We start from the raw sequence: 21,808 nt of genomic DNA, 5'->3' as shown, positions 1-21,808 counted from the left end.
TTTGCTTATAGGCAAATCTATAATGACACCGGTGTAGGATGCTCTCAAAAATAAAGGAAATTAACTTGAACGAAGGGATAGGCTCAATTCAATGGGACATAGAAGTTGTCAAGTTATTTAATAAAAGAATATTCATTCGATTAGATATTCAAAAATTACGTAAAATAAATAAATAAACAACAGTTTATAGATCAGCAAGAAAAAGTACTGAAAAGCAGTTAATAAAATATGATCATCACCGCAACCTATCGAATAGATTTAGGAGTTTTTACGATGAGGGGAATCTAGCAAACGGGAGGTTATTTTTATGGAAAGTAAATTTTTTAAAAAACCGAAACAACTCTGGGTCGCTCTCATCGTAATTAGTATTGTTTTATGTATGTTCTCGTGGAATGTACAATCTGAAGAAAAGTTAAGCAAGAGCAGAAAGGAACCTATACTTGTGTTTCCTGTGATTAGTGATATACATATTAAGCAAAGCGGGACAATGGATATGCAAAAGTTTCAGGAAGCGCTGGAGCAGCTAAATGAGCAAGCACCAAAACAAGATGCTTTTGTGGTAGTTGGTGATTTAACGGACAAAGGGTTAAAGGAAGAATATGACCGATTCTTTTCACTTTATGATGTAAAAAAACAACCACAAGCTATTTCCCTGTTCACCATTGGAAATCACGAATACTGGAATGGATTATCAGAAGCAGACGCTCAAAAAAGGTTCCTAGCTGAAACAGGTATGGATTCCATTTATGATCATAAGGTGATCAAAGGTTACCATTTCATCATTCTTGGTCCGGAGAACGGATTAACAAAAGGCTATTATTCCACAAAACAAATTAATTGGCTTGGTGAGCAGTTAGAACAAGCCGCGAAGGATGACCCGAAAAAACCAATATTTGTTTTTCAACATCAACCAATTAAAAATACAGTAATTGGTAGTAATTCGACTACTGAATTGAATAGAGAACTTCTTTACAATACGTTAAAGGAATATCCGCAAGTTATCCATTTTTCCGGCCATTCGCATTACCCGTTATACGACCCTAGAACCTTATATCGAAAAGACTTTACATCAGTTGGGACTTCTTCTGTAAGTTATATCACAACAGGGATTGGCTTTCTTCTAGGAGAACTGCCTCCAGGATATCAATACATTAGCCAGGGACTAATAGTTGAGGTTTATAAAAACAAAGTCGTCATTAAGCGTCGTGATTTCCACAAAAATGATTGGACAGGAGAACCGTGGGTGATCCAATTACCAGTAAAGGCCAATACATTAAATTAAAAAGGTTTATTCATTTTTCCATAACATTGTCCGTTTAAGATTCCTCAGAAGGACATTTAGATGAATCCTTCTGTTTTTTTTTGCTTAAAGTTCTCAAACCTTCATTAAACAGGTACCCTCGATTAAATCGAACATTCATTTTAATTTTTGCTAGTCATCATTTGTTGTTTGAATTTCATTAGACCTTGCTAATAAAAGCAAAGGAAAGGAATATAGTAGATATAAAGGAGAAAACCCCCGACGTTTACGAGAAAATACTCAATAATTAGGGCAAGACACATTACTTATGAGAAAAAATCCAAAATTTATGAGAAAAAATTGAACTTTTATGGGAAAAAATCTAAATTTTATGTGAAAAAAACCACGTTTATGAGAAAAAATCGAACTTTACTAGCTAGGGAGAGATGCGGATGCAAATCCATGTGGTCCAAAGAGGGGAAACTTTATGGTTGATTGCACAGCGTTACGGTGTTACCATTGATCAAATTGTAACTGCCAACCAGTTGACAGATCCGAATCGGTTGGTCGGTGGCCAAGCACTAGTTATACCAACACCTTTTAAATATCATACAGTCCGTCCAGGAGAGACATTATGGATGATCGCCAGGCGATATGGAACATCGATTGAAGCGATTGTTCAGGCCAATCGAATCAGTGACCCTTCCCTGATTTATCCCGGCTCCGTTTTGGTAATTCCTGCAAGAACCCATACGGTTCAACCTGGGGATACGTTATGGGAAATTGCCCAGCGTTATGGTACCACCGTTCAAGAAATCATTCGGGTAAATCAAATTACAAATCCAAGTCTCATTTATCCTGGAACGGTTTTAACGATCCCTTTATATAAACCTGCCATTGATGTAAACGCCTTTACGTATCAAATGGGAGAAGAAGGGGGGCGTCAAGTCCGGGAAGTAGGCCGTTATTTAACATACGCATCCCCTTTTGCTTACCTTATTAGGGAAGATGGCGGACTAGATCCGATTAATGACACCGCCATCATCCAAGCTTCCATAGCAGAGAAAGTTGTTCCAATGATGTGTATTACAAATTTTACGTACAAAGATCCCGGATCCCGGTTGGCGAGAACAGTCCTTTCAAATGTGAATCTACAAAATCAACTGTTAACCCATATTGTCAATACGATGAAAGAAAAAGGCTATCGAGGTTTAAACATTGACTTTGAAAACGTCTATCCGGCGGATCGCGAGTTGTATAATCAATTTCTGCAACGATCAGTAGACATACTTCATCCGGAAGGATTTTTTGTTTCAACGTCTGTTGCTCCGAAGACCAGTGGCGATCAAAAAGGGCTTTTATATGAAGCGCATGATTATCCTGCCCATGGAAGAATTGTGGACTTTGTGGTGTTAATGACGTATGAATGGGGTTATCGATTAGGTCCTCCTCAAGCGATTTCACCACTTAACCAAATTAAACGTGTTCTTGATTATGCGGTTACGGTCATCCCAAGAAACAAAATTTTTATGGGGTTCCAAGTGTACGCCCGCGACTGGCTCCTTCCTCATGTAAAAGGACAAGAGGCTGAAACGTTTAGTCCGCAGGAAGCTGTAGAGCGGGCAATACGCTATGGAGCGACGATCCAATATGATGGGACAGCTGAAACGCCGTTTTACCGGTATGTCGATAGTCAAGGACGTACGCATGAAGTATGGTTTGAAGATGCCCGAAGTGCCCAGGCCAAATTTGATACGGTGAAGGATTACGGTCTGCGTGGAATTAGCTATTGGGTCCTTGGTTATCCATACCCACAAAATTGGTTATTACTTGAAGACAATTTTCTAATTCGTAAGATATTATAAAGCAGGTGAGAAGCTTATCGCCTAAAAAGAAAAAGAGCTATGTAGCGGATAAATTTTCCGATTACACGCTCTTTTTTTTATGGCTAAGTTAACTTACTCTGTTGATATTTGATAAAATCCAACTAGTTTATTTCCAATTAATGAAACTTATTATTCATTAAGAACGTATCAATATTAAGACTTTTATCGTTCAACAAAGGTATTAAATTGTTTGGTAAAACGTTGAGGGAGGAAAAATGAATAAGAATCAGAAATGAACAATCGTATTTATTTTATAGGTACTTCTTTTATAGCAGGTGGGTTGGCATTAAAGGAATACATTGAATATTCCCGCTTATCGGGTGGATAGCTGGACTGGTATGCCAACTATTTGCTTTAGTATTTGTTATTAACTGGGAAAGAGATAAAAATAGAACTTCTAATAAAGCAAATTAGAAGTCCTTTATTATTTACCAACTTTTGTTTTTTATATAAGATTTTTATATGAAATCTACTCATCCATGTTGTATTTCAATTGGCACCTCTTATTAAAAAATGTTTGATACCCTAAGTAAAGATACAAAAGAACTGTTAACGAGACGCTTCCAACGAGTCCGAGCATGATCGCGATTTGGTATTCGACCGCGACGAGGGGAGAGGTACCGGATAAAATTTGACCAGTCATCATCCCGGGGAGAAAGACAATTCCCATTCCGACCATTGAGTTAATCGTCGGCAGCATCGCTTCATCAAATGCCCGGTTGACGATAGGTTTGGCTGCTAATCGAGGAGTCGCTCCAAGCATGAGCGCTTCTTCAATGCGTGCTCGATCGGATTGAAATCCTTGTATTAAAGTATTGACTCCTAAGGAAATACCTGTCATCGAATTTCCGATAATCATCCCGGCAAGCGGGATAAAGTATCTCGGTTCATACCATGGCGATAAACGTATGACGATAAAAATAAAGTAACAGATACTGCACAGAATCCCGATGCCCATAGAAAGGGCAATAGCTTTTTTCATCGAAAAGGAAAGTGTGATTTTGGACCGATTATACACATTAAAAATAGCAAACACAAGCATAATTCCGATAATCAATAACGTGATCCATGGGTTTGGATGATCAAATATGTATTGAAGTAAATATCCGACCAACATTAATTGGAGCGTCATGCGAATGGTGGATATGAGTACTTCTTTTTCTCGTGGTATTCCTTTGATTTTTAAAATAATTAGTAAAACGACAATAAATAGATAAGCAGTGGCCATTTGCCAAAAGGTCAAATCGATAATACCTTCCATGGAATCCCCCCTTATTTTCTTAATGATCTTTTTGAAGGATTAAGCTATATTTTGTTATATCAATCATATTTCCATGTATTTTTTTCAGCAAATCTTTTGAATGCGTGATCATGATAATCGTTTTCTTATGTTGCTGATAAAGTTGAATCACATCAAAGATGACGGAACTTGCGGTTTCCTCATCTAACGCCGAAGTCGGCTCGTCTAATAAAAGGACCTCGGGATGTATCAGTAACGCCCGTGCTAGCGCTAGTCGTTGTTTTTCCCCGCCAGAAAGGGTGTCGGCATCTTCATCTAACGGTTTACGCAAATGAACCGTGGCTAGTATGTTTTCTAATTCATAATCTGATGGAATGGGTTTTTCTGCAAACTTACAACCGATTATAAGATTATCTTTCACCGTTCCCTCATAAATCGTTGGCGTTTGCGGGACCATGACCACTTTTCTACGGAGTTCAATCGGATCCATTTCGAATAATGATTTCCCATTAAAATAGATATTTCCTTCATCAGGGCTATGTAAATGATTTAGAAGCTTTAACAGTGTTGACTTACCACTTCCGCTCGGGCCGTATATACATGTCACCGTATGGGAAGGGATGATCAGTTCGTCAATGGATAGAATCTCTTTTATCTTGACATTTTTTAACGTAAACAATGCCAGTCCTCCTTTGGAAATACCGTACTTATTAAATATAATTGGAAAATTTCATGAAGTCCAATTATGTAATGAATCAACTAGGGGGAATGGGAGTGGTTGGAGAAAAACGGGGAGCAGGGGAGCTGTTAATTTACAACTTACAACATTAAAGGCAGATTCTATAACGTGGAAAAAGGAACCAGTTTGTTCAATTTCACGTACTTAAATATAGTGATATGTTAAGTATCAGAAGGAGTTTTGGATTATGGAAAAAACAAAATTAATACAAAAATTCAACAAACAGGCTTCTAAATACGCAAAAAAACGTAAAAAACAGGAACAAAATATATGGCGGAAGAAAATGTTCCAGTCTGTCAAAGGAAAAACTCTTGAAGTAGCTGTTGGAGCTGGAATGAATTTTGCTTTCTTTCCGAAAAGCATAGAGTACGTAGGAGTAGATTTCAGTCCTAAAATGATTGAACAAGCGAAAGAAGCAGCCATTGAACATGGGGTTAATGCTGAATTTGTGCTATCCGATGTAGAAAGTCTGAACTTTCCTGAGAATTCCTTTGATACCATTGTATCATCGGGTTCTTTATGTAGTTATGAAGATCCAATTCAGGTTTTAAATCTTTTTAGTCAATGGTGTAAGGAAGATGGTCAGGTATTACTTATGGAGCATGGACTATTTTCCGTCCCGGCACTGGCATGGATTCAAATGAAACTTGATGATTTTGCCGTTAAAGCTATTGGATGTCATCAAAATCGGGATATCATAAATATTGTCAAGCAATCAAATTTAATCATTCACAAACATGAACGTGCATTCTTGGGATATCTTTATTTCATATGGGCAAGTCCACAAAAAGGTAATATTGGCTAATTGGCGCAAAATTACGTTTTTTAACATTTTGGTATAAAAAAAGGAGAAACCCCACTTTCTAAAGTGCATGTCTCTCCTTGTTTTTATAATTACTTGCAAATTCCTCTAGTTGATAAAAAGCTTCCACCATTGTTTCTTTATTGATAATGACATTCATTAAATGGATGGACTCTTCTGGTTGAACAATGGCCTCGGCAATGGTGTGTAAGACTTCTTTTTCATTCGGTAAACCAAGCTGTTGAAATGTAATTGGGAGCTGTAACGCTTGATAGAAGGGGAGAAGCCTGTGGATTTCATCCCAATGATTCTCGATAACTAGCTGAATCAAAATGCCGTAAGCGACTTTTTCTCCGTGAAGTAAATGATGAGTAGATGATACTTTTGTTAGCCCGTTATGAACAGAATGAGCTCCCGCTACTCGTCCATATCGATCACCAAATCCACCAACCATCCCGCCGGCCATGATATTCGTTTCTATTACTTGTCGAAAGGAGAACGAGTCACGCTTTTCTAAAAAATCGTTGATCGCTTTTGGACCGTGTTCGAGTAATGTTGTTTTACATAAATACGCTGTTTGGTGCGCAATTTTTATGGAAAGGGGAGGGGATGGGAGTTGCCGAATGATACAATCGGCCTCATACCATTTCGCTAACGTGTCAGCTATACCTGCTCGGAGGTAGGCGACAGGTGAATGTAACAACATGTTGGGATCAACTAAAACAAGCGTAGCGGATTTAGGAAAGATATCGTATCTTACATACGTTCCGTTATCATCATAAATAACGCTCAACGGGGTCCAAGCGGCACACGTCGATGCGAGTGTTGGTATTAATACGACGTCTAATCGTACTTGATTGGCGACAGCTTTTGCTAAATCGAGTACTTTTCCACCGCCAATTCCAATGATGACATCATAATCGATACAATGGGAGGATAACCGTTCGATTTCTGGTAGAGAACATTCTCCATGATAACGAAAAAAGGAATAAGATAATGTTCGGTCTTTCGGGAAATAAGGTTCAACGGCGTTCCATGATCTCTGTCCACAGATGATAAAAGCTTTCTTAAAACCATATCTTTTCAGGAATGGTTCAAGGTGCTGGATCACTCCGCTTTCACATACATAATCATTCGGTGCACCACGCACTTCTAACAGGTCCAATCGAATCACTCCTAATTGTTTATAAAGATAAGGAAAGCACCGCAACCATGCGGCGCTTCGCTAAAGGAAGTTTATTATCGATTTAACATCCATTGCGGTTTTCCGAAGCCTTGGAAATCTTTATCGATGACTTGTTCAAACTCCTCGGATTCAACGGCTTCTTTAATGTCTTTGACAAATGGTTTGTCTAAATCTTTCGTATTAACGACGACGCGATTTCGGTAGTCATCTGGCATGTTCTCTAATTCAAGGGCATCAAGTAAATTCATTTTAGCCGCTAACGCGTAGTTTCCTGGAACAGCCGCTAAGTCCACACTTTCTACAGCCCGAGGCAGCTGGCCAGCTTCAATTGGTTTAAATTGTAGGTTTTTTACATTTTCTTTTACGTCTTTTTCTGAAACCGTTAATGGGTTTGCGGATGAATCAAGCGTAATTAGTCCGGCATCTTTTAAGATTAATAGAGCTCGTGCTAAGTTTGTTGGGTCGTTCGGAATCGCAATTTCGCTACCTTCTTCAATTTCGTCTAATGAATTAAATTTATGAGAGTAAATTCCCATCGGAGCCGTAGGAACGATAATCACTTCCGATAGGTCTAAATGATGTTCTTCAGCAAACTTTTCCATATAAATTTTATGCTGAAACAGATTCGCGTCTAAGTCACCATTTGCAAGCGCTAAGTTTGGCTGAATGTAGTCGCTAAATTCAACGACTTTGACTTTATAGCCTTTCTTTTCCAAAATCGGTTGAATCGCTTTACGAACCATGTCACTGTAAGGACCGGATGTCGCTCCAATGGTAAGTTCTTTTTTCTCGGCTGCATTCGACGAAGTTTCGTTGCTTCCGCAAGCAGCTAGAAGTCCAATCGATAAAAGTAAAATGAGAATGATCGAAAATTTTTTCATGTCTGTACCCCCTAGGATATGTAATGCAATAGATTTATTTTTTAACGTCATTATCGCTTATCTACTAGACGAGCGATATGGTCGCCAAGAAACTGAATGAGTTGAACAAGACAAATTAATATGACAATTGTCGTAATCATGACGGTATTATCGTAGCGGTAATACCCGAAGCGGATGGCTAAGTCTCCAATTCCTCCACCACCTACAATACCAGCCATAGCAGAATATCCTACTAAACTGATCGTGGTAATGGTAAGGCCATGCATAATTCCAGGACGGGCTTCAGGTAGGAGTACATCTTTTATAATCATCCATGGCGTCGCCCCAACCGCAACCGCTGCTTCAATAACGCCTTTATCAATTTCCCGCAACGACGTTTCTACGATTCTCGCAAAAAACGGAATCGCTGCGACGGACAAGGAAACAGAAGCAGCCGTCGGTCCGATCGTGGTTCCGGCGATGAGTTTCGTTAATGGTAAAAGTCCCACTAGTAAAATAACAAACGGAATGGAACGAACCATATTGACGACAAATCCGAGGGTTGATTGGATGGTCTTATTTTCTAAAAACAGCCCCCTGTCGGTGACAAATAACAAAATTCCTAATGGTAGACCTAGTAAACAGGCGATGGAAAGAGAAATGGCTACCATATAAAGTGTTTCTAAAAACGCTTTGTTTAGTTCAGGAAGTAAGTTTAGCAATGAATCAAGCAGCACTTCCAATCACCTCCAATCCACTTGTTCGATGAGAAATATATTCAATGGCTTTTTGAACTTCTTGAGGATCGCCGGTTAGTTCCATAATAAAAATCCCTATTGGTAAGTCTTGAATGTACTCAATTTTCCCGTGCAAAATATTTCCTCTCACCTTAAATGTTTGCAGCATATCCGAAACAACGGCCTGTTCCGCGATCTCCCCTTTAAACTGTATTTTGACAATCGTTCCAGTCTGTTTTTGTAACAGGTGTTCCGGAAGGTCAAATTGAATCACACTTTCGATAAACGATTTGGTTAATTCTTCTTTCGGATTGGTGAAAATTTCATAAACGGTGCCTAATTCAATGACTTTTCCATCCTGCATCACAGCAATCCGGTCGCAAATATCTTTCACGACTTCCATCTCATGTGTAATTAACACGATTGTAATGCCAAGTTCTCGATTAATCTTTTTTAACAAGGACAAAATCGACTTGGTCGTACTTGGATCAAGGGCTGATGTGGCTTCATCGCATAAAAGAACAGATGGTTCATTGGCTAAAGCTCGGGCAATACCGACACGCTGTTTTTGTCCACCACTTAATTGGGAAGGATAGGCATCTCGTTTATCCGCAAGACCAACCATCTCCAACAGTTCCGTTACTCTTTTTTCAATTTCACTTTTTGATTTTTTCGCCGCTTTTAAGGCAAAGGCGATATTTTCGAATACTGTTTTCGAGCTAACAAGATGGAAATGCTGAAAAATCATCCCTATTTTTAATCGGGCTTTACGCAATTCCTTTTCATTTAAAGACGTTAAATCGACTCCATCGATGATGACATTCCCCGACGTAGGCCGTTCTAAAAGGTTTATGCAGCGCAATAGGGTACTTTTTCCTGCACCGCTATAGCCAACGATGCCAAAGATTTCTCCTTTGTTGATGGTTAACGAAACGTGATCGACACCAACGACTTGTTTATGTTTGGTCGTATACACTTTTACTAAGTCTTTAATCGCAATCATCCAATTGCTCACTCCTATCGGTTTGAGATGTTTTAACAATCAAAAAATTTATATAACTACAAAAATAACAAAAAATGCCTCTTCCATTCAGAAAGAGGCATCGGTATCTATGTACACGACTTATCTTTCAGAATGGAAGCCATTCTGCAGGATGTGGCACCGTTCCTATAATTAGGAGGTTGCCGGACGTCATCGGGCCTGTTCCCTCGGTCTCTCTTGATAAGCGGTCTTTCGTATTGAATTTGATATCAATCTTAATATCTAAGTAAATCATTGTCAATAAGTGTTTTTTATTTCCTTTTCAAGATAACGCTTACATGGTTGTGATTTAAAGGAAAAATTTTTTATAAATAAGAGAAATAAAAAAGGGGAGTCGGGTAAAGAAAACTATTTATTTTCATCTTTTCTTTCTTTTAAGAAGGATATGTTATATGTCATTGTTGATTTTTAGCAAGTTAAACACATGAAGCGAAAGGCGGCGACTCCAGCGTGAACAAGAAGCCAGGCAAGACCCTTACTTGAGCGTAGCGAGGGAAGCGGGTTGCGGCTTGCCCACGGAAAGCGTCCGCCACAAGCGGAATGTATAAATATCAACAGTATCGTTTAACAGCCATTTATAACAATTTCCATTGGCACACCGATGAATAAAATAACAGTAAAAGTTATCCACAGTTAATTTAGGGTAGAGCCTTTAAGAAGAGACAGTACAACCTGTCCCTTTATGTTGGTGTATTTTTTATTGATACTGCTGCAACCTTGAGAAAAATTGTTTAACAAAATCATAAAACACTTTAACAGACGGAGCGAGGTTATGGCGAGTAGAATAAATGACCCCAACATTTCGTTTCACTTGGGGCATGTCAATCGGAATTTTGACCGTGTAGCGAGGCATCGTGTCATAAAATGTGTTTTCTGGCAGAAGGGTGACCCCAATTCCAGCTGATACCAGTCCTTTGATCGCGTCTAAATCTTCTCCTTCCGAGGAGATGATCGGAGAAAAACCGGCTTGTCGGCAAGCATTAATGACGATGGTATGAAGTACATACCCTTTCGGAAAGGTAACGAACGGTTCATTGCGCAGTTCATTTAACGCTAAACGCTCACGTTTGGCTAAGTGATGGTGAAGGGGCAATAGTACAGCAAAGGACTCCATAAATAAAATTTCTCCTTTTAGTTCTTTCTCATCCGTTGGAACGGGGCCGATAAACGCTAAATCGAGCTCTCGATTTTTCACCGCTTCGATTAAAAAATGATACGATCCTTGACGTAAATGGAATTTGACATTTGGATGTTCATCTTTAAAGGAGGAAATCACCATTGGCAGCGTATGACTGGCTAAACTGGACGGAAATCCAATTTTAATCGTCCCATGTTCGGGATCTAAATATTCCTCAATTTGCTGCTTGGCGTTTTCGACCGCTCGTAACACCGCTTCGGCATGGGGTAAAAAATACTTTCCAATTGGTGTTAGCTTGACATTTCGTCCTTCTCGTTCAAACAATTGGACCCCTAACTCGGCCTCTAAATTAGCAATTTGGCGACTGATCGCGGACTGGGCCACGTGGAGTGTATCGGCTGCTTCAGAAACGTGTTCTCTTTTCGCTACTTCTACAAAATAAATGAGCTGTCTTAGTTCCATCTACGGACACTCCTTACGATTCATCTCAAAATGAGATTGATTTAATCTGAATTATATATTGTTTATATAAATTTTGAAAATTAAAATGATTATTACAGGCGTAACGGTGAAACGAATGGGGGGAGATAAATGACGAAACGGTATGGATTACCTAAAGCACAAGGTCTCTACCGTCCTGAGTTTGAACATGATGCTTGTGGGATTGGGTTATATGCTCATCTAAAAGGAAAGCCGTCCCATGATATCGTGAAGAAAGGAATTCATATGTTACGGCAATTAGAACATCGTGGGGGACAAGGAAGCGACCCGGAAACTGGGGATGGCGCAGGAATAATGGTTCAAATTCCTCACGAGTTTTTTCATAATGTGTGTACTCATATCGATCTTCCAGAAGCGGGACGATATGGGGTTGGGATGATTTTTTTCCCAGAAAACGAGGATGAACGGACAACCTATGAACAAAAAATCAACGAAATTATCGAAAAAGAAGGACAAATCGTATTAGGATGGCGGACTGTACCAGTAAATGTCGAAAAACTCGGAAAATTAGCAAAAGAAAGTAAACCGTTTATTCGTCAAGTGTTTATTGGCGCCAACGACAAACTAACAGACGACCTTTCTTTTGAAAGAAAGTTGTATGTGATTCGAAAGCTTGCCGAAAAGCTGGTGATGTCGAACGAATTTTATTTCGCCAGTCTATCCAGTCGTACCATCGTCTACAAAGGATTGTTAACACCTGATCAATTAGACGAGTTTTACCTAGATTTGCAAGATGAACGCTTTCAATCGGCATTTGCGCTTGTTCACTCCCGTTTTAGTACGAATACCTTCCCAAGCTGGGAACGTGCTCATCCGAATCGCTATTTAATCCATAATGGTGAAATCAATACACTTCGTGGAAATATTAACTGGATGAACGCGAGGGAAAAACAATTTGTTTCTGAATATTTTGGTGAGGACTTAGAAAAAATCAAGTCGATTTTGGACATGAACGGAAGCGATTCATCCATTTTAGATAATGCATTTGAATTTTTGGTACTGGCAGGGAAAAAGCCAGCCCATGCCGCGATGATGTTGATTCCTGAGCCATGGTTTTGGGACAGTGAAATGGATGATGACAAAAAAGCGTTTTATGAATATCACAGTTGTTTAATGGAGCCTTGGGATGGTCCAACAGCGATTTCATTTACAGATGGGAAGCAAATTGGCGCGATTTTAGATCGCAACGGCCTCAGACCTGCTCGTTATTATGTTACTAAAGACGATTATATCATTTTTTCGTCCGAAGTAGGCGTCATTGATGTGGAACCTGAAAATATTTTGTACAAAGAGCGGTTAAGTCCTGGAAAAATGCTTCTCATTGACCTTGAAGAGGGAAGAATTATTTCCGATGAAGAAATCAAACATGAGGTGGCCAATGAAAAACCGTATCGCCAATGGGTGAATAATCAACTAGTCACGCTGGATGATTTCCATATCCCATCCGTTACAGAAAAGATAACGAACCTTGTTCAATTACAAAAAGCGTTTGGTTATACGTATGAAGACGTAGAAAAAATGATGCTTTCGATGATCAAAGATGGAAAAGATCCGACCGGTGCCATGGGGAACGATACACCTCTTGCGGTTTTGTCTGATCGTCCGCAAAGTTTGTTTAATTACTTTAAACAGTTGTTTGCCCAAGTAACGAATCCACCGATTGATGCGATTCGCGAATACCTCGTGACTTCTACGATGACGCTCCTTGGAAAAGAAGGAAATCTTCTTCATCCAGATGAAACGGCTGCGCGCCGCATTCGTTTGGATTCACCGATTCTTTCCAATGAAGAACTCGCGGGCATAAAAGAAAATCCATATTCGGAATTTCGCTCAACAACATTACCAACATTGTTTACTTCCGATTTAAAAGAAGCATTGGAACAGCTTTTCAAACAAGCGGATACAGCGATTGAACAAGGAGCTGTTTTATTAGTTCTATCCGATCGAGCGGTTAGTCTGCATCATGTAGCGATACCGCCTTTACTTGCAGTAAGTGCGCTCCATCAATATTTAATTCGACAAGGAACGCGAACAAAAGTTAGCATCATTGTTGAATGCGGAGAAGCGCGAGAAGTGCATCATTTTGCGGCATTAATCGGTTTTGGGGCAGATGCGATTAATCCGTATTTAGCTTTTGAAACGATTCGACACATGACCGAAACAGGAACCCTCTCACTTTCTTATCAAAAGGCTGTTTACCAATACAAAAAAGCGGTAACCGATGGGGTCGTGAAGGTGATGTCCAAAATGGGGATTTCCACCGTGCAAAGCTATCGGGGAGCCCAAATTTTTGAAGCAGTCGGCATCGGAAAAGAAGTCATCGACGAATATTTTACAGGAACCGCCTCCCAAATTGGTGGAATTGGGTTAGAAGAAATCGCGAAAGAAGCGAAAATGCGTCACGAAGCGGCATTCCAGACGGCGTACCAGGATGACACATTAGATTCTGGAAGCGAGTTTCAATGGCGAAGAAACGGAGAACATCATGCGTTTAATCCAAAAACGATTCATACATTGCAATGGGCGTGCCGAAAAAATGATTACGAATTATACAAGCAATATTCAAAAATGGCGAATGAAGAGCGGATGACGTTTTTGCGGAACCTGTTTGAATTTGTTCCAAATCGAAAACCGATTCCATTAGACGAAGTGGAACCGGTGGAATCGATTGTTCGTCGTTTCAAAACAGGAGCGATGTCTTATGGATCGTTAAGTGAGGAAGCTCATGAAGCGCTGGCGATTGCGATGAACCGTACAGGAGGCAAAAGCAATAGCGGAGAAGGTGGGGAAGACCCTCGCCGTTACGTTCCGGATGAAAACGGAGATTTACGGAAGAGTGCCATTAAACAAATTGCTTCTGGTCGCTTCGGTGTAAAAAGTCATTATTTAGTAAATGCCGATGAATTACAAATCAAAATGGCGCAAGGAGCTAAACCAGGAGAAGGAGGGCAACTGCCAGGGAAAAAAGTATATCCTTGGATCGGAAAGGTGCGCGGTTCTACCCCGGGCGTCGAACTCATTTCACCTCCACCACACCATGACATTTATTCCATTGAAGATTTAGCCCAGCTCATTTACGACTTAAAAAATGCGAATCGCAACGCTCGTGTCAGTGTCAAGCTCGTTTCCAAAGCAGGGGTTGGGACGATTGCGGCAGGTGTCGCCAAAGGCGGGGCCGATGTCATTGTCATCAGCGGCTATGACGGAGGAACCGGTGCTTCACCGAAAACGAGCATTAAGCATGCCGGCTTACCGTGGGAGCTAGGGCTTGCCGAAACACATCAAACGTTAATGCTCAACGGGTTGCGTGATCGAGTCGTTTTAGAGACAGATGGTAAATTAATGACCGGGAAAGATGTTGTCATGGCGGCGTTGTTCGGAGCTGAAGAGTTCGGATTTGCGACCGCACCACTCGTTGTCTTAGGGTGTGTCATGATGCGTGTCTGTCATTTAGACACATGTCCAGTGGGGGTGGCCACCCAAAATCCAGCGCTTCGTGAGAAATTTATGGGAAAACCAGAACATGTCGTCAATTACATGTATTTCGTTGCCCAAGAAGTTCGCGAATTAATGGCTCAACTTGGCTTTCGGACATTGGACGAAATGGTCGGCCGCGTTGACATCTTAAAGGTAAGTGAACGTGCTAAACGACATTGGAAAGCGAAACATCTTGACTTATCACGCTTACTCTATCAAGTAGACGGACCACGGACATTTGCTCGTCAAAAGCATCATGGACTCGAAAACACATTAGACGTTCAGTCGATTTTACCAGCTCTTACGCCAGCATTAGAGACTAAGAAAAAAGTGGACCTACATTTAAATATCAGAAATATTGATCGAACGGTTGGCACAATCGCAGGTAGTGAAATTTCTAAACGCTTTGGAGAAGAAGGGCTGCCGGAAGATACCATCAACTTATATTTTTACGGGTCTGCTGGCCAAAGCTTCGCTGCATTTGTGCCAAAAGGGATGACAATGACCCTTGTGGGGGATGCGAACGACTATGTAGGTAAAGGGCTATCCGGTGGAAAAATCATCGTTCTTCCACCAGAGGAAGCATCCTTTGCAACAGGAGAAAATGTGATTATCGGGAACGTTGCCTTTTACGGAGCGACATCCGGTGAAGCATACATTCGCGGTCGTGCTGGTGAAAGATTTTGCGTCCGTAACAGCGGTGTTCATGCGGTTGTTGAAGGAGTAGGTGATCATGGCTGTGAATATATGACAGGCGGTCGGGTTGTGATTATCGGATCTGTCGGTAAAAACTTTGCTGCCGGAATGTCTGGTGGAATTGCTTATGTGTTAGCCGATCATGAAGAGCAATTCTATCGAACGGCAAATCGAGAACTGGTATTGTTTGAATCGCTTGAAGAAAAAGAGGAAATGGAACTTGTGTACAATATGCTCGCCAAGCACTACCAATATACGGGAAGTACGAAAGCCGCTCACTTATTAGACCATTGGGACAAATATGTGAAAAAATTTATCAAAGTCATTCCACGAAACTACAAGCTAATGACGGAAACGATCGACCAACTCGAACATTCAGGTTTATCGAAAGAACAAGCTCAGTTAGCGGCTTTTGAAGCTGTTACAAAACAAAAAAAGTCGGTTGTGAACGAGTCACATAAAAAAGAAGCGATCGTGTAAATAAGCAGGTTCCTTCATCGCGTGGCTGTTCACGAAAAAGGAGGGGAATAAATGGGAAAAACGACCGGGTTTATGGAATATATGCGAGAAGAAGAAGTAAAACGTCATCCACTTTCCCGCCTTGACGATTGGAACGAATATACGTCCCCATTTTCTGAGGAAACACTCGCTCGACAAGGTGCCCGCTGTATGGACTGCGGGACCCCTTTTTGTCACATGGGAATGGAGATCAATGGACTTACATCTGGGTGTCCGATTCATAATTTAATCCCTGAATGGAATGATCTTGTGTATCGTGGAAGATGGAAAGAAGCATTAGATCGCTTATTAAAAACGAATAACTTCCCAGAGTTTACGGGCCGGGTTTGTCCGGCGCCTTGTGAAGGTTCGTGTACGGTCGCGATTTCTGATCCAGCAGTCGCCATTAAAAGCATTGAGCGGGCGATTATCGATAAAGGATTTGCGGAAGGTTGGATTCAACCAAGAATTCCTGAAAAGCGCACTGGAAAAAAGGTGGCTATTGTCGGCTCTGGTCCTGCTGGGTTGGCGTGTGCAGACCAGTTAAATCAGGCGGGGCATTCCGTTACGGTTTATGAGCGCGCTGACCGAATCGGTGGGTTATTGATGTATGGGATTCCTAATATGAAACTTGAAAAAGAAATCGTCGAGCGACGGGTTCGACTGTTAGAAGCGGAAGGCATCACTTTTATTACTAATACGGAAGTTGGAAAAGATATTACCGCAGAGGAGCTTCAGTCCCAATACGATGCGGTCGTCTTATGTACGGGCGCTCAAAAACAACGTGACTTAGTCATAGAAGGAAGAGAGTTGTCAGGTGTTCATTTTGCTATGGATTATTTAACGCTTTCCACGAAAAAAATGCTTGGTTCTACTGTTGATGAAGAAAAGTGGATTGATACGAAAGGTAAGCATGTCATTGTCATTGGCGGCGGGGATACTGGGGCGGACTGTGTCGCGACCGCTCTTCGCCAACAATGTAAAAGCGTCGTTCAATTCGGAAAACATCCTGCATTGCCACAAAAGCGGACCGAAGACAATCCGTGGCCGCTATTCCCACTTGTGTTTACGCTCGATTATGCGTACGAAGAAGCGAAAGCAAAATTCGGTACCGACCCGCGTCAATATTGTATTCAAACGAAAAAAATCGTCGGGGACGAACATGGCAATGTCAAAGAGTTGCATACGATTCAAATGGAAAAGACGGTGGATGCAAACGGAAATGTTGTGTTCAACGAAATTCCTGGTACGGAAAAAGTTTGGCCATGCGATTTAGTTTTTATTGCGATTGGCTTTGAAGGTCCTGAGCAGCCTGTCCTAAAGCAATTTGGTGTAGAGACTGTCAACAAAAAAGTCAATGCTCCGTACGGAACATATACGACGAACGTAGAAGGCGTGTTTGCAGCAGGGGACGCCCGCCGAGGTCAAAGCCTAATCGTTTGGGCGATTCATGAAGGCCGGGAAGCCGCAAGAGAAGTGGACCGCTTCTTAATGGGTGTCACGCATTTGCCGTAACTTTTGAACTTTATCAATATAGGGAATGGGAGATGACATCAAGCTGACCGAAGAGTGTTCCATCTTATGAAAGATGATGAGATGGACGCTCGAATGGGGTCAGCTTTTTTTGATGAGTAAAGAAAACAGGACCAAAATTTTCTATAATATGGATAGAAAAAGTTTTCGAGGTGAATAGTATGCGCATCGTAACAGCTGAGGAAATGTATGCCATTGATCGATATACGATCGAGCACATCGGAATAAGCGAAGAATCGTTAATGGAAAACGCCGGACAAGCAGTGGCCAAGGTGTTGTTACATAAACTCTCCCATCATCACCGAATCGCTGTTATTGCTGGAATCGGAAACAATGGGGGCGACGGATTTGTCGTGGCCCGCGTGTTAAAAAGCTTCGGATACATAACCGATTTATGGTTAATTCCACCAAAAGAAAAACTAAAAGGTGCCGCAAAACAAGCGCTAACCATTTATGAACGGTCGGGGTACGAAGTAAATCATTATGTTGGAAATGAGGAACGTTTTCATCAACAATTGTGTTGCTATGATGTCATCATTGACGCAATGCTCGGAATTGGCGTGAAAGGTCCATTGCGTTCGCCTTATAAAGAAATCATAGAGATGGTCAACAAACTGGAGACGCCATCCGTATATGCAATCGATATCCCAAGTGGAATCCCGGCAGACGGGGGAGCTGTAGACACTGCCATTCAAGCGGACGAAACGATCACAATTCAGTCACCAAAACTTAGTGCCTACCTATATCCAACAGCCGATTTTTATGGAGAAGTGATCACGGTTGATATCGGAATTCCTCCCATCGCGATCGATAAAAGGGCAGCGTACAGGAAATGTTGGACAGAAAACGATGTGGTGATAACATTACCAAGAAGGCCACGTTTTTCCCATAAGGGGACGTTTGGGAAAGGAATGGTTATTGGTGGTTCTCGGAACATGAGCGGGGCCATTACGATGACTGCAAAAGCCGCTTTACGGAGCGGTGCTGGATTATTGACGATGGCGATTCCTGATGATATCTCTTCTGTGGCGGCTACGTATGTACCAGAAGTCATGTACACCCATGTCCATCGGAAAACGGTCACTTCCGTGGAGAGATTGATTTATCGAACTTCGATTTGGATGCTGCAGCCATTGGTCCAGGCATGGGAAGAACAGCAGGAACCAAACAGATTGTAAAAACTGTGCTAGAACAAGAGATTCCAGTCGTCCTCGATGCCGATGCCTTATATTTTTGGAAGGACTATGAGTCTCTTGTTCAACATCGAACGGCCGTTACCGTACTCACGCCTCATCCTGGCGAAATGGCGAGAATGATGGACATATCAGTAAATGAAGTAGAAAACAATCGGTTCGGAATAGCGAAACAGTTTGCAACTGAATACGGAGTATATCTCGTGTTAAAAGGTCCTTATACGATTATTACAACACCAGAGGGAGAGCAATTCGTGAACACAACCGGTAATCCAGCGCTCGCTAAAGGGGGAAGCGGGGATGTGTTAACCGGGATGATAGTAGCGTTCTTAATGCAGCATCAACATGTGCATGAAGCGATTTGCAATGCGATATATGTGCACGGGAAAGCAGCTGATGAGCTCGTTCAATCTAACCATTCCCCGCTGGATGTCCTCGCATCGGATGTCATTGACGCCATTCCCAAAACTCTTTATGACCTATATCAAAAGAAACATTCGTGAAATAAGGTGGCAGTCAGTAATAGGTTTACTTGTAGGAGAATAACACAATTATATGGAATTTTATGTTGATATTTTTGTAATGGATATTCAATTATTAGGTTGAGTTTATTAAAGAAAGTAAGGGGTCATTTGAACTTTATTACCAAAAAGGGAGTAAGAGAATGTTTCCAATAATAGAAACTGAAAGACTGCTATTGAGAGAAATTGTGAAAGAAGATGCTCAAAGTATTTATGATTGCTTTTCTAATAACGATGTGACACGTTATTATGGACTAGACCCTTTAACAAGCATCGAACAAGCGAAAGAATTGGTTGAGTTTTTTGCAAAGAACTACAAAGAAAAACGTGGCATTAGATGGGGAATCGAAATAAAAGGTAGGAAAGGAATGATAGGAACGGTCGGATTTAACGCTTGGTCTCCTAAACATAAGAGAGCCGAGATAGGCTATGAACTTCATCCAGAATATTGGCGGAAAGGATATGCAACTGAAGCTGTTTCTGAAGTCATATCATATGGATTTAAAGAACTAGATTTAACGCGGATTGGAGCAATAGTTTTCATTGAAAATAAAGCATCCAATGAATTACTAACAAAATTAGGCTTTCAAAAAGAAGGGGTTCTGAGAAATTATATGTATCAAAATGGTGTTCCATATGATACATACGTTTACTCTTTGTTAAGAACGGAAATTAATTTCATGTAATCTATAACCAAAGCTAGAAAATATAATGTAACTTAAGGAATCCATCATCGAGTACGTTAACCCAATAAGAAGAAAGAGTAACGCTCGGAAAAAAATTCGAGCGTTTTTCTTTGCGATTTATATTGTTATTGTTGGGTTAAATGTGTTTTTTAACATTTTTCCCTTCCCAAAGTGAACCCGTTAGTCGAATCTCCACCATTTTATTCTTCCTCTTCCATAATCGGTAAAGCCGTGGAATACTTCACTTCACGTAACGAAAGACTCGTTTGAATTCTTGTAATCCCCAGGCTATTCAGCTTACGAATAAAGGCTTCTAAATCGTTTCGGTCTTTGATGGCGACTTTTAATACATAATCATACTCTCCGGTCAAACAGTGACACTCAAGCACTTCTGGCATAGCCGCAAAGGCGTTTTCCAATACTTCGAGTTTTTCTGCTTGATGAAAGTTCGTACTAATAAAAATAAAGCATAGTAGGTTAAACCCTAGCTTTTCTTGATTCAAAATAACGACTTGGCGATCGATATACCCTTCGTTTTCTAACCGTTTCACACGTGTATGCGTCGCTGGAGGAGATAAATTCACTTGACGTGCCAGCTCGGCATTACTGATTTGGGCGTTTGTTTGTAACACATGTAAGATTTGTAGATCAACTTCATCTAATCCTTTTCGAACGTGAGAGCTCACCCATGGTCCCTCCTCTTTCGATTATTTCAAAAAATGGTTCATTTTACGTTAGATAATGAAGAAAATTTAATAAATGATAAGATGAACTTTTGATTATTTTAAAGTAATTATATAATACAAAATAATATTTTGTAAGAGTATGAACAGTGTTAATATTATTAATAAATCTGAAGAGGGGAACAGGGGAGAAGAGCATGACCTACGTTTATTATCTGTTATTGCTGGTTACGAGCTTTTTATGGGCAGGGAATTTCGTTGTTTCTAAATTAATAGTCGAACACGCTTCGCCCATGACCTTAACGAGTTTACGATGGATCATTGCCGTCATTTGTTTAATCCCAATCGTTTGGTGGAAGGAAAAGAAAATGATACCACCGAAAGAAGCGTGGTTACCGTTATTTTTCATGGGACTAACAGGGGTTGTTTTATTTAACCTATTTCAATTTTTAGCGGTAAAACATACAACCGCGACGAACGTAGGATTGATTACCACGTTAAATGCGATATCAATAGCTGTTTTTTCATCGTTTTTTTTAAAAGAAAAGATCACGTTTCTTCAAATCACCGCGATGATGTTTTCCTTTTTTGGGGTTCTCCTTGTGTTGACGAAAGGGAATGTCGATATGCTCGTATCTTTTCAATTCAACAAAGGAGATGTAATCATGTTGGCTGCTGTGGGGGTATGGGGACTTTATTCGGTTTGCAGCAAGTGGGCAACAACGAAGGTCTCACCGCTCTTGGCTACTTTGTACGCGGGAATTTTTGGGCTCATCATACTGATTCCATTGAATGCCCCAACCTTTTCAGTAACAAATGTAAACGGGGAATTTGTAAGTGCGATTTTATACACTGGAGTGGTTTCAACCGTTGTTTGCATGGTGCTCTGGAGCGTTGGTGTCAAACACTTAGGAGCAACAGCTGCAGGCATTTTTATGAACTTTAACCCTGTATTTACTTCGTTTTTAGCCTACATATTTTTGGGGGGACAAATGACCAATGTTCAATTGGTGGGGGCTGCAATCGTCATAATCGGATGTTATTTCTTTTCACAATGGAAAAATAAACAGCTGATCAAAGGAAAAAAGAAGATGTCCTTTCATCTGACGAATCGTCCGAGGAACATAGATGCCAATTTGTGAAAATTTTG

15 protein-coding genes, 1 pseudogene and 1 riboswitch are annotated in these 21,808 nt (G+C 40.7%); of the genes and pseudogenes, 8 read left to right on the top strand and 8 right to left on the bottom strand.

The window, feature by feature from the left end:
* Positions 1 to 307: 307 nt before the first annotated feature.
* Both H0Z31_06250 and H0Z31_06245 read left to right on the top strand, forming a co-directional pair.
* Entirely contained in the window at positions 308 to 1,282 is a 975-nt protein-coding gene (locus H0Z31_06250) for a metallophosphoesterase (GenBank protein ID MBO8177044.1), read from the top strand.
* Positions 1,283 to 1,692: 410 nt separating this feature from the next.
* Positions 1,693 to 3,105, top strand: a complete 1,413-nt coding sequence (locus H0Z31_06245; protein MBO8177043.1) for a LysM peptidoglycan-binding domain-containing protein — start codon at positions 1,693 to 1,695, stop codon at positions 3,103 to 3,105.
* A 490-nt stretch (positions 3,106 to 3,595) separates the two neighbouring features.
* Here the strand turns inward: H0Z31_06245 and fetB are convergent, their stop codons facing one another.
* Together fetB and H0Z31_06235 are read right to left on the bottom strand one after the other, a co-directional pair.
* Entirely contained in the window at positions 3,596 to 4,387 is a 792-nt protein-coding gene (gene fetB, locus H0Z31_06240) for an iron export ABC transporter permease subunit FetB (protein MBO8177042.1), read from the bottom strand.
* A gap of 19 nt (positions 4,388 to 4,406) precedes the next feature.
* The gene (locus H0Z31_06235) at positions 4,407 to 5,045 is read right to left on the bottom strand and encodes an ATP-binding cassette domain-containing protein (GenBank protein ID MBO8177041.1); all 639 of its coding nucleotides are present in this window, start codon (positions 5,043 to 5,045) and stop codon (positions 4,407 to 4,409) included.
* A 247-nt stretch (positions 5,046 to 5,292) separates the two neighbouring features.
* Here H0Z31_06235 and H0Z31_06230 point away from each other — a divergent pair, with 247 nt between their 5' ends.
* Complete coding sequence (locus H0Z31_06230; GenBank protein MBO8177040.1) at positions 5,293 to 5,910, top strand: class I SAM-dependent methyltransferase; 618 nt, start codon at positions 5,293 to 5,295, stop codon at positions 5,908 to 5,910.
* Between the two features lie 58 nt (positions 5,911 to 5,968).
* Here H0Z31_06230 and H0Z31_06225 read toward each other — a convergent pair whose 3' ends face one another.
* The 5 genes from H0Z31_06225 to H0Z31_06205 form a co-directional block, all read right to left on the bottom strand.
* Positions 5,969 to 7,072, bottom strand: a complete 1,104-nt coding sequence (locus H0Z31_06225; protein ID MBO8177039.1) for an iron-containing alcohol dehydrogenase family protein — start codon at positions 7,070 to 7,072, stop codon at positions 5,969 to 5,971.
* Between the two features lie 74 nt (positions 7,073 to 7,146).
* Positions 7,147 to 7,974 (bottom strand): hypothetical protein, encoded by an 828-nt coding sequence (locus H0Z31_06220; protein MBO8177038.1) that lies wholly within the window; start codon positions 7,972 to 7,974, stop codon positions 7,147 to 7,149.
* Positions 7,975 to 8,024: 50 nt separating this feature from the next.
* On the bottom strand, positions 8,025 to 8,690 hold the full coding sequence (locus H0Z31_06215; GenBank protein MBO8177037.1) for an ABC transporter permease: 666 nt from the start codon (positions 8,688 to 8,690) through the stop codon (positions 8,025 to 8,027).
* On the bottom strand, positions 8,680 to 9,693 hold the full coding sequence (locus H0Z31_06210; GenBank protein MBO8177036.1) for a methionine ABC transporter ATP-binding protein: 1,014 nt from the start codon (positions 9,691 to 9,693) through the stop codon (positions 8,680 to 8,682). Before H0Z31_06210 ends, H0Z31_06215 begins: the two co-directional genes overlap by 11 nt.
* A 117-nt stretch (positions 9,694 to 9,810) precedes the next feature.
* Positions 9,811 to 9,919, bottom strand: a riboswitch (SAM riboswitch).
* A gap of 510 nt (positions 9,920 to 10,429) precedes the next feature.
* On the bottom strand, positions 10,430 to 11,332 hold the full coding sequence (locus H0Z31_06205; GenBank protein MBO8177035.1) for a LysR family transcriptional regulator: 903 nt from the start codon (positions 11,330 to 11,332) through the stop codon (positions 10,430 to 10,432).
* A 129-nt stretch (positions 11,333 to 11,461) separates the two neighbouring features.
* On the opposite strand from H0Z31_06205, the gene gltB reads away from it, so the two are divergent.
* From gltB to H0Z31_06185, 4 genes and pseudogenes are all read left to right on the top strand, one after another.
* Entirely contained in the window at positions 11,462 to 16,024 is a 4,563-nt protein-coding gene (gltB, locus tag H0Z31_06200; GenBank protein MBO8177034.1) for a glutamate synthase large subunit, read from the top strand.
* Positions 16,025 to 16,075: 51 nt separating this feature from the next.
* The gene (locus H0Z31_06195) at positions 16,076 to 17,557 is read left to right on the top strand and encodes a glutamate synthase subunit beta (protein ID MBO8177033.1); all 1,482 of its coding nucleotides are present in this window, start codon (positions 16,076 to 16,078) and stop codon (positions 17,555 to 17,557) included.
* Between the two features lie 179 nt (positions 17,558 to 17,736).
* Positions 17,737 to 19,271, top strand: a pseudogene (locus H0Z31_06190) (NAD(P)H-hydrate dehydratase).
* A gap of 161 nt (positions 19,272 to 19,432) precedes the next feature.
* Positions 19,433 to 19,975: a GNAT family N-acetyltransferase gene (locus tag H0Z31_06185; GenBank protein ID MBO8177032.1), complete on the top strand. Its 543-nt coding sequence runs from the start codon at positions 19,433 to 19,435 to the stop codon at positions 19,973 to 19,975.
* Positions 19,976 to 20,175: 200 nt separating this feature from the next.
* Here H0Z31_06185 and H0Z31_06180 read toward each other — a convergent pair whose 3' ends face one another.
* Positions 20,176 to 20,661, bottom strand: coding sequence for an Lrp/AsnC family transcriptional regulator (locus tag H0Z31_06180; GenBank protein ID MBO8177031.1), 486 nt, complete (start codon positions 20,659 to 20,661; stop codon positions 20,176 to 20,178).
* A gap of 194 nt (positions 20,662 to 20,855) precedes the next feature.
* Between H0Z31_06180 and H0Z31_06175 the strand changes: the two genes are divergently transcribed.
* Positions 20,856 to 21,800 carry a DMT family transporter gene (locus H0Z31_06175; protein ID MBO8177030.1) on the top strand — a complete coding sequence of 315 codons (945 nt, stop codon included), beginning with the start codon at positions 20,856 to 20,858 and terminating at the stop codon, positions 21,798 to 21,800.
* Positions 21,801 to 21,808: the final 8 nt, after the last annotated feature.

The organism is Bacillus sp. (in: firmicutes), from assembly GCA_017656295.1.
Classification (GTDB): domain Bacteria; phylum Bacillota; class Bacilli; order Bacillales; family JACDOC01; genus JACDOC01.
This window is presented reverse-complemented; position numbering and strand designations above follow the sequence as displayed.

Bases quoted from the DNA above. Each gene is read 5' to 3' on its own strand.
- gltB (MBO8177034.1), top strand. From the start codon at position 11,462: ATGACGAAACGGTATGGATTACCTAAAGCACAAGGTCTCTACCGTCCT.
- H0Z31_06205 (MBO8177035.1), bottom strand. From the start codon at position 11,332: ATGGAACTAAGACAGCTCATTTATTTTGTAGAAGTAGCGAAAAGAGAA.
- H0Z31_06175 (MBO8177030.1), top strand. From the start codon at position 20,856: ATGACCTACGTTTATTATCTGTTATTGCTGGTTACGAGCTTTTTATGG.
- H0Z31_06195 (MBO8177033.1), top strand. From the start codon at position 16,076: ATGGGAAAAACGACCGGGTTTATGGAATATATGCGAGAAGAAGAAGTA.
- H0Z31_06185 (MBO8177032.1), top strand. From the start codon at position 19,433: ATGTTTCCAATAATAGAAACTGAAAGACTGCTATTGAGAGAAATTGTG.
- H0Z31_06220 (MBO8177038.1), bottom strand. From the start codon at position 7,974: ATGAAAAAATTTTCGATCATTCTCATTTTACTTTTATCGATTGGACTT.
- H0Z31_06245 (MBO8177043.1), top strand. From the start codon at position 1,693: ATGCAAATCCATGTGGTCCAAAGAGGGGAAACTTTATGGTTGATTGCA.
- H0Z31_06230 (MBO8177040.1), top strand. From the start codon at position 5,293: ATGGAAAAAACAAAATTAATACAAAAATTCAACAAACAGGCTTCTAAA.
- fetB (MBO8177042.1), bottom strand. From the start codon at position 4,387: ATGGAAGGTATTATCGATTTGACCTTTTGGCAAATGGCCACTGCTTAT.
- H0Z31_06210 (MBO8177036.1), bottom strand. From the start codon at position 9,693: ATGATTGCGATTAAAGACTTAGTAAAAGTGTATACGACCAAACATAAA.
- H0Z31_06250 (MBO8177044.1), top strand. From the start codon at position 308: ATGGAAAGTAAATTTTTTAAAAAACCGAAACAACTCTGGGTCGCTCTC.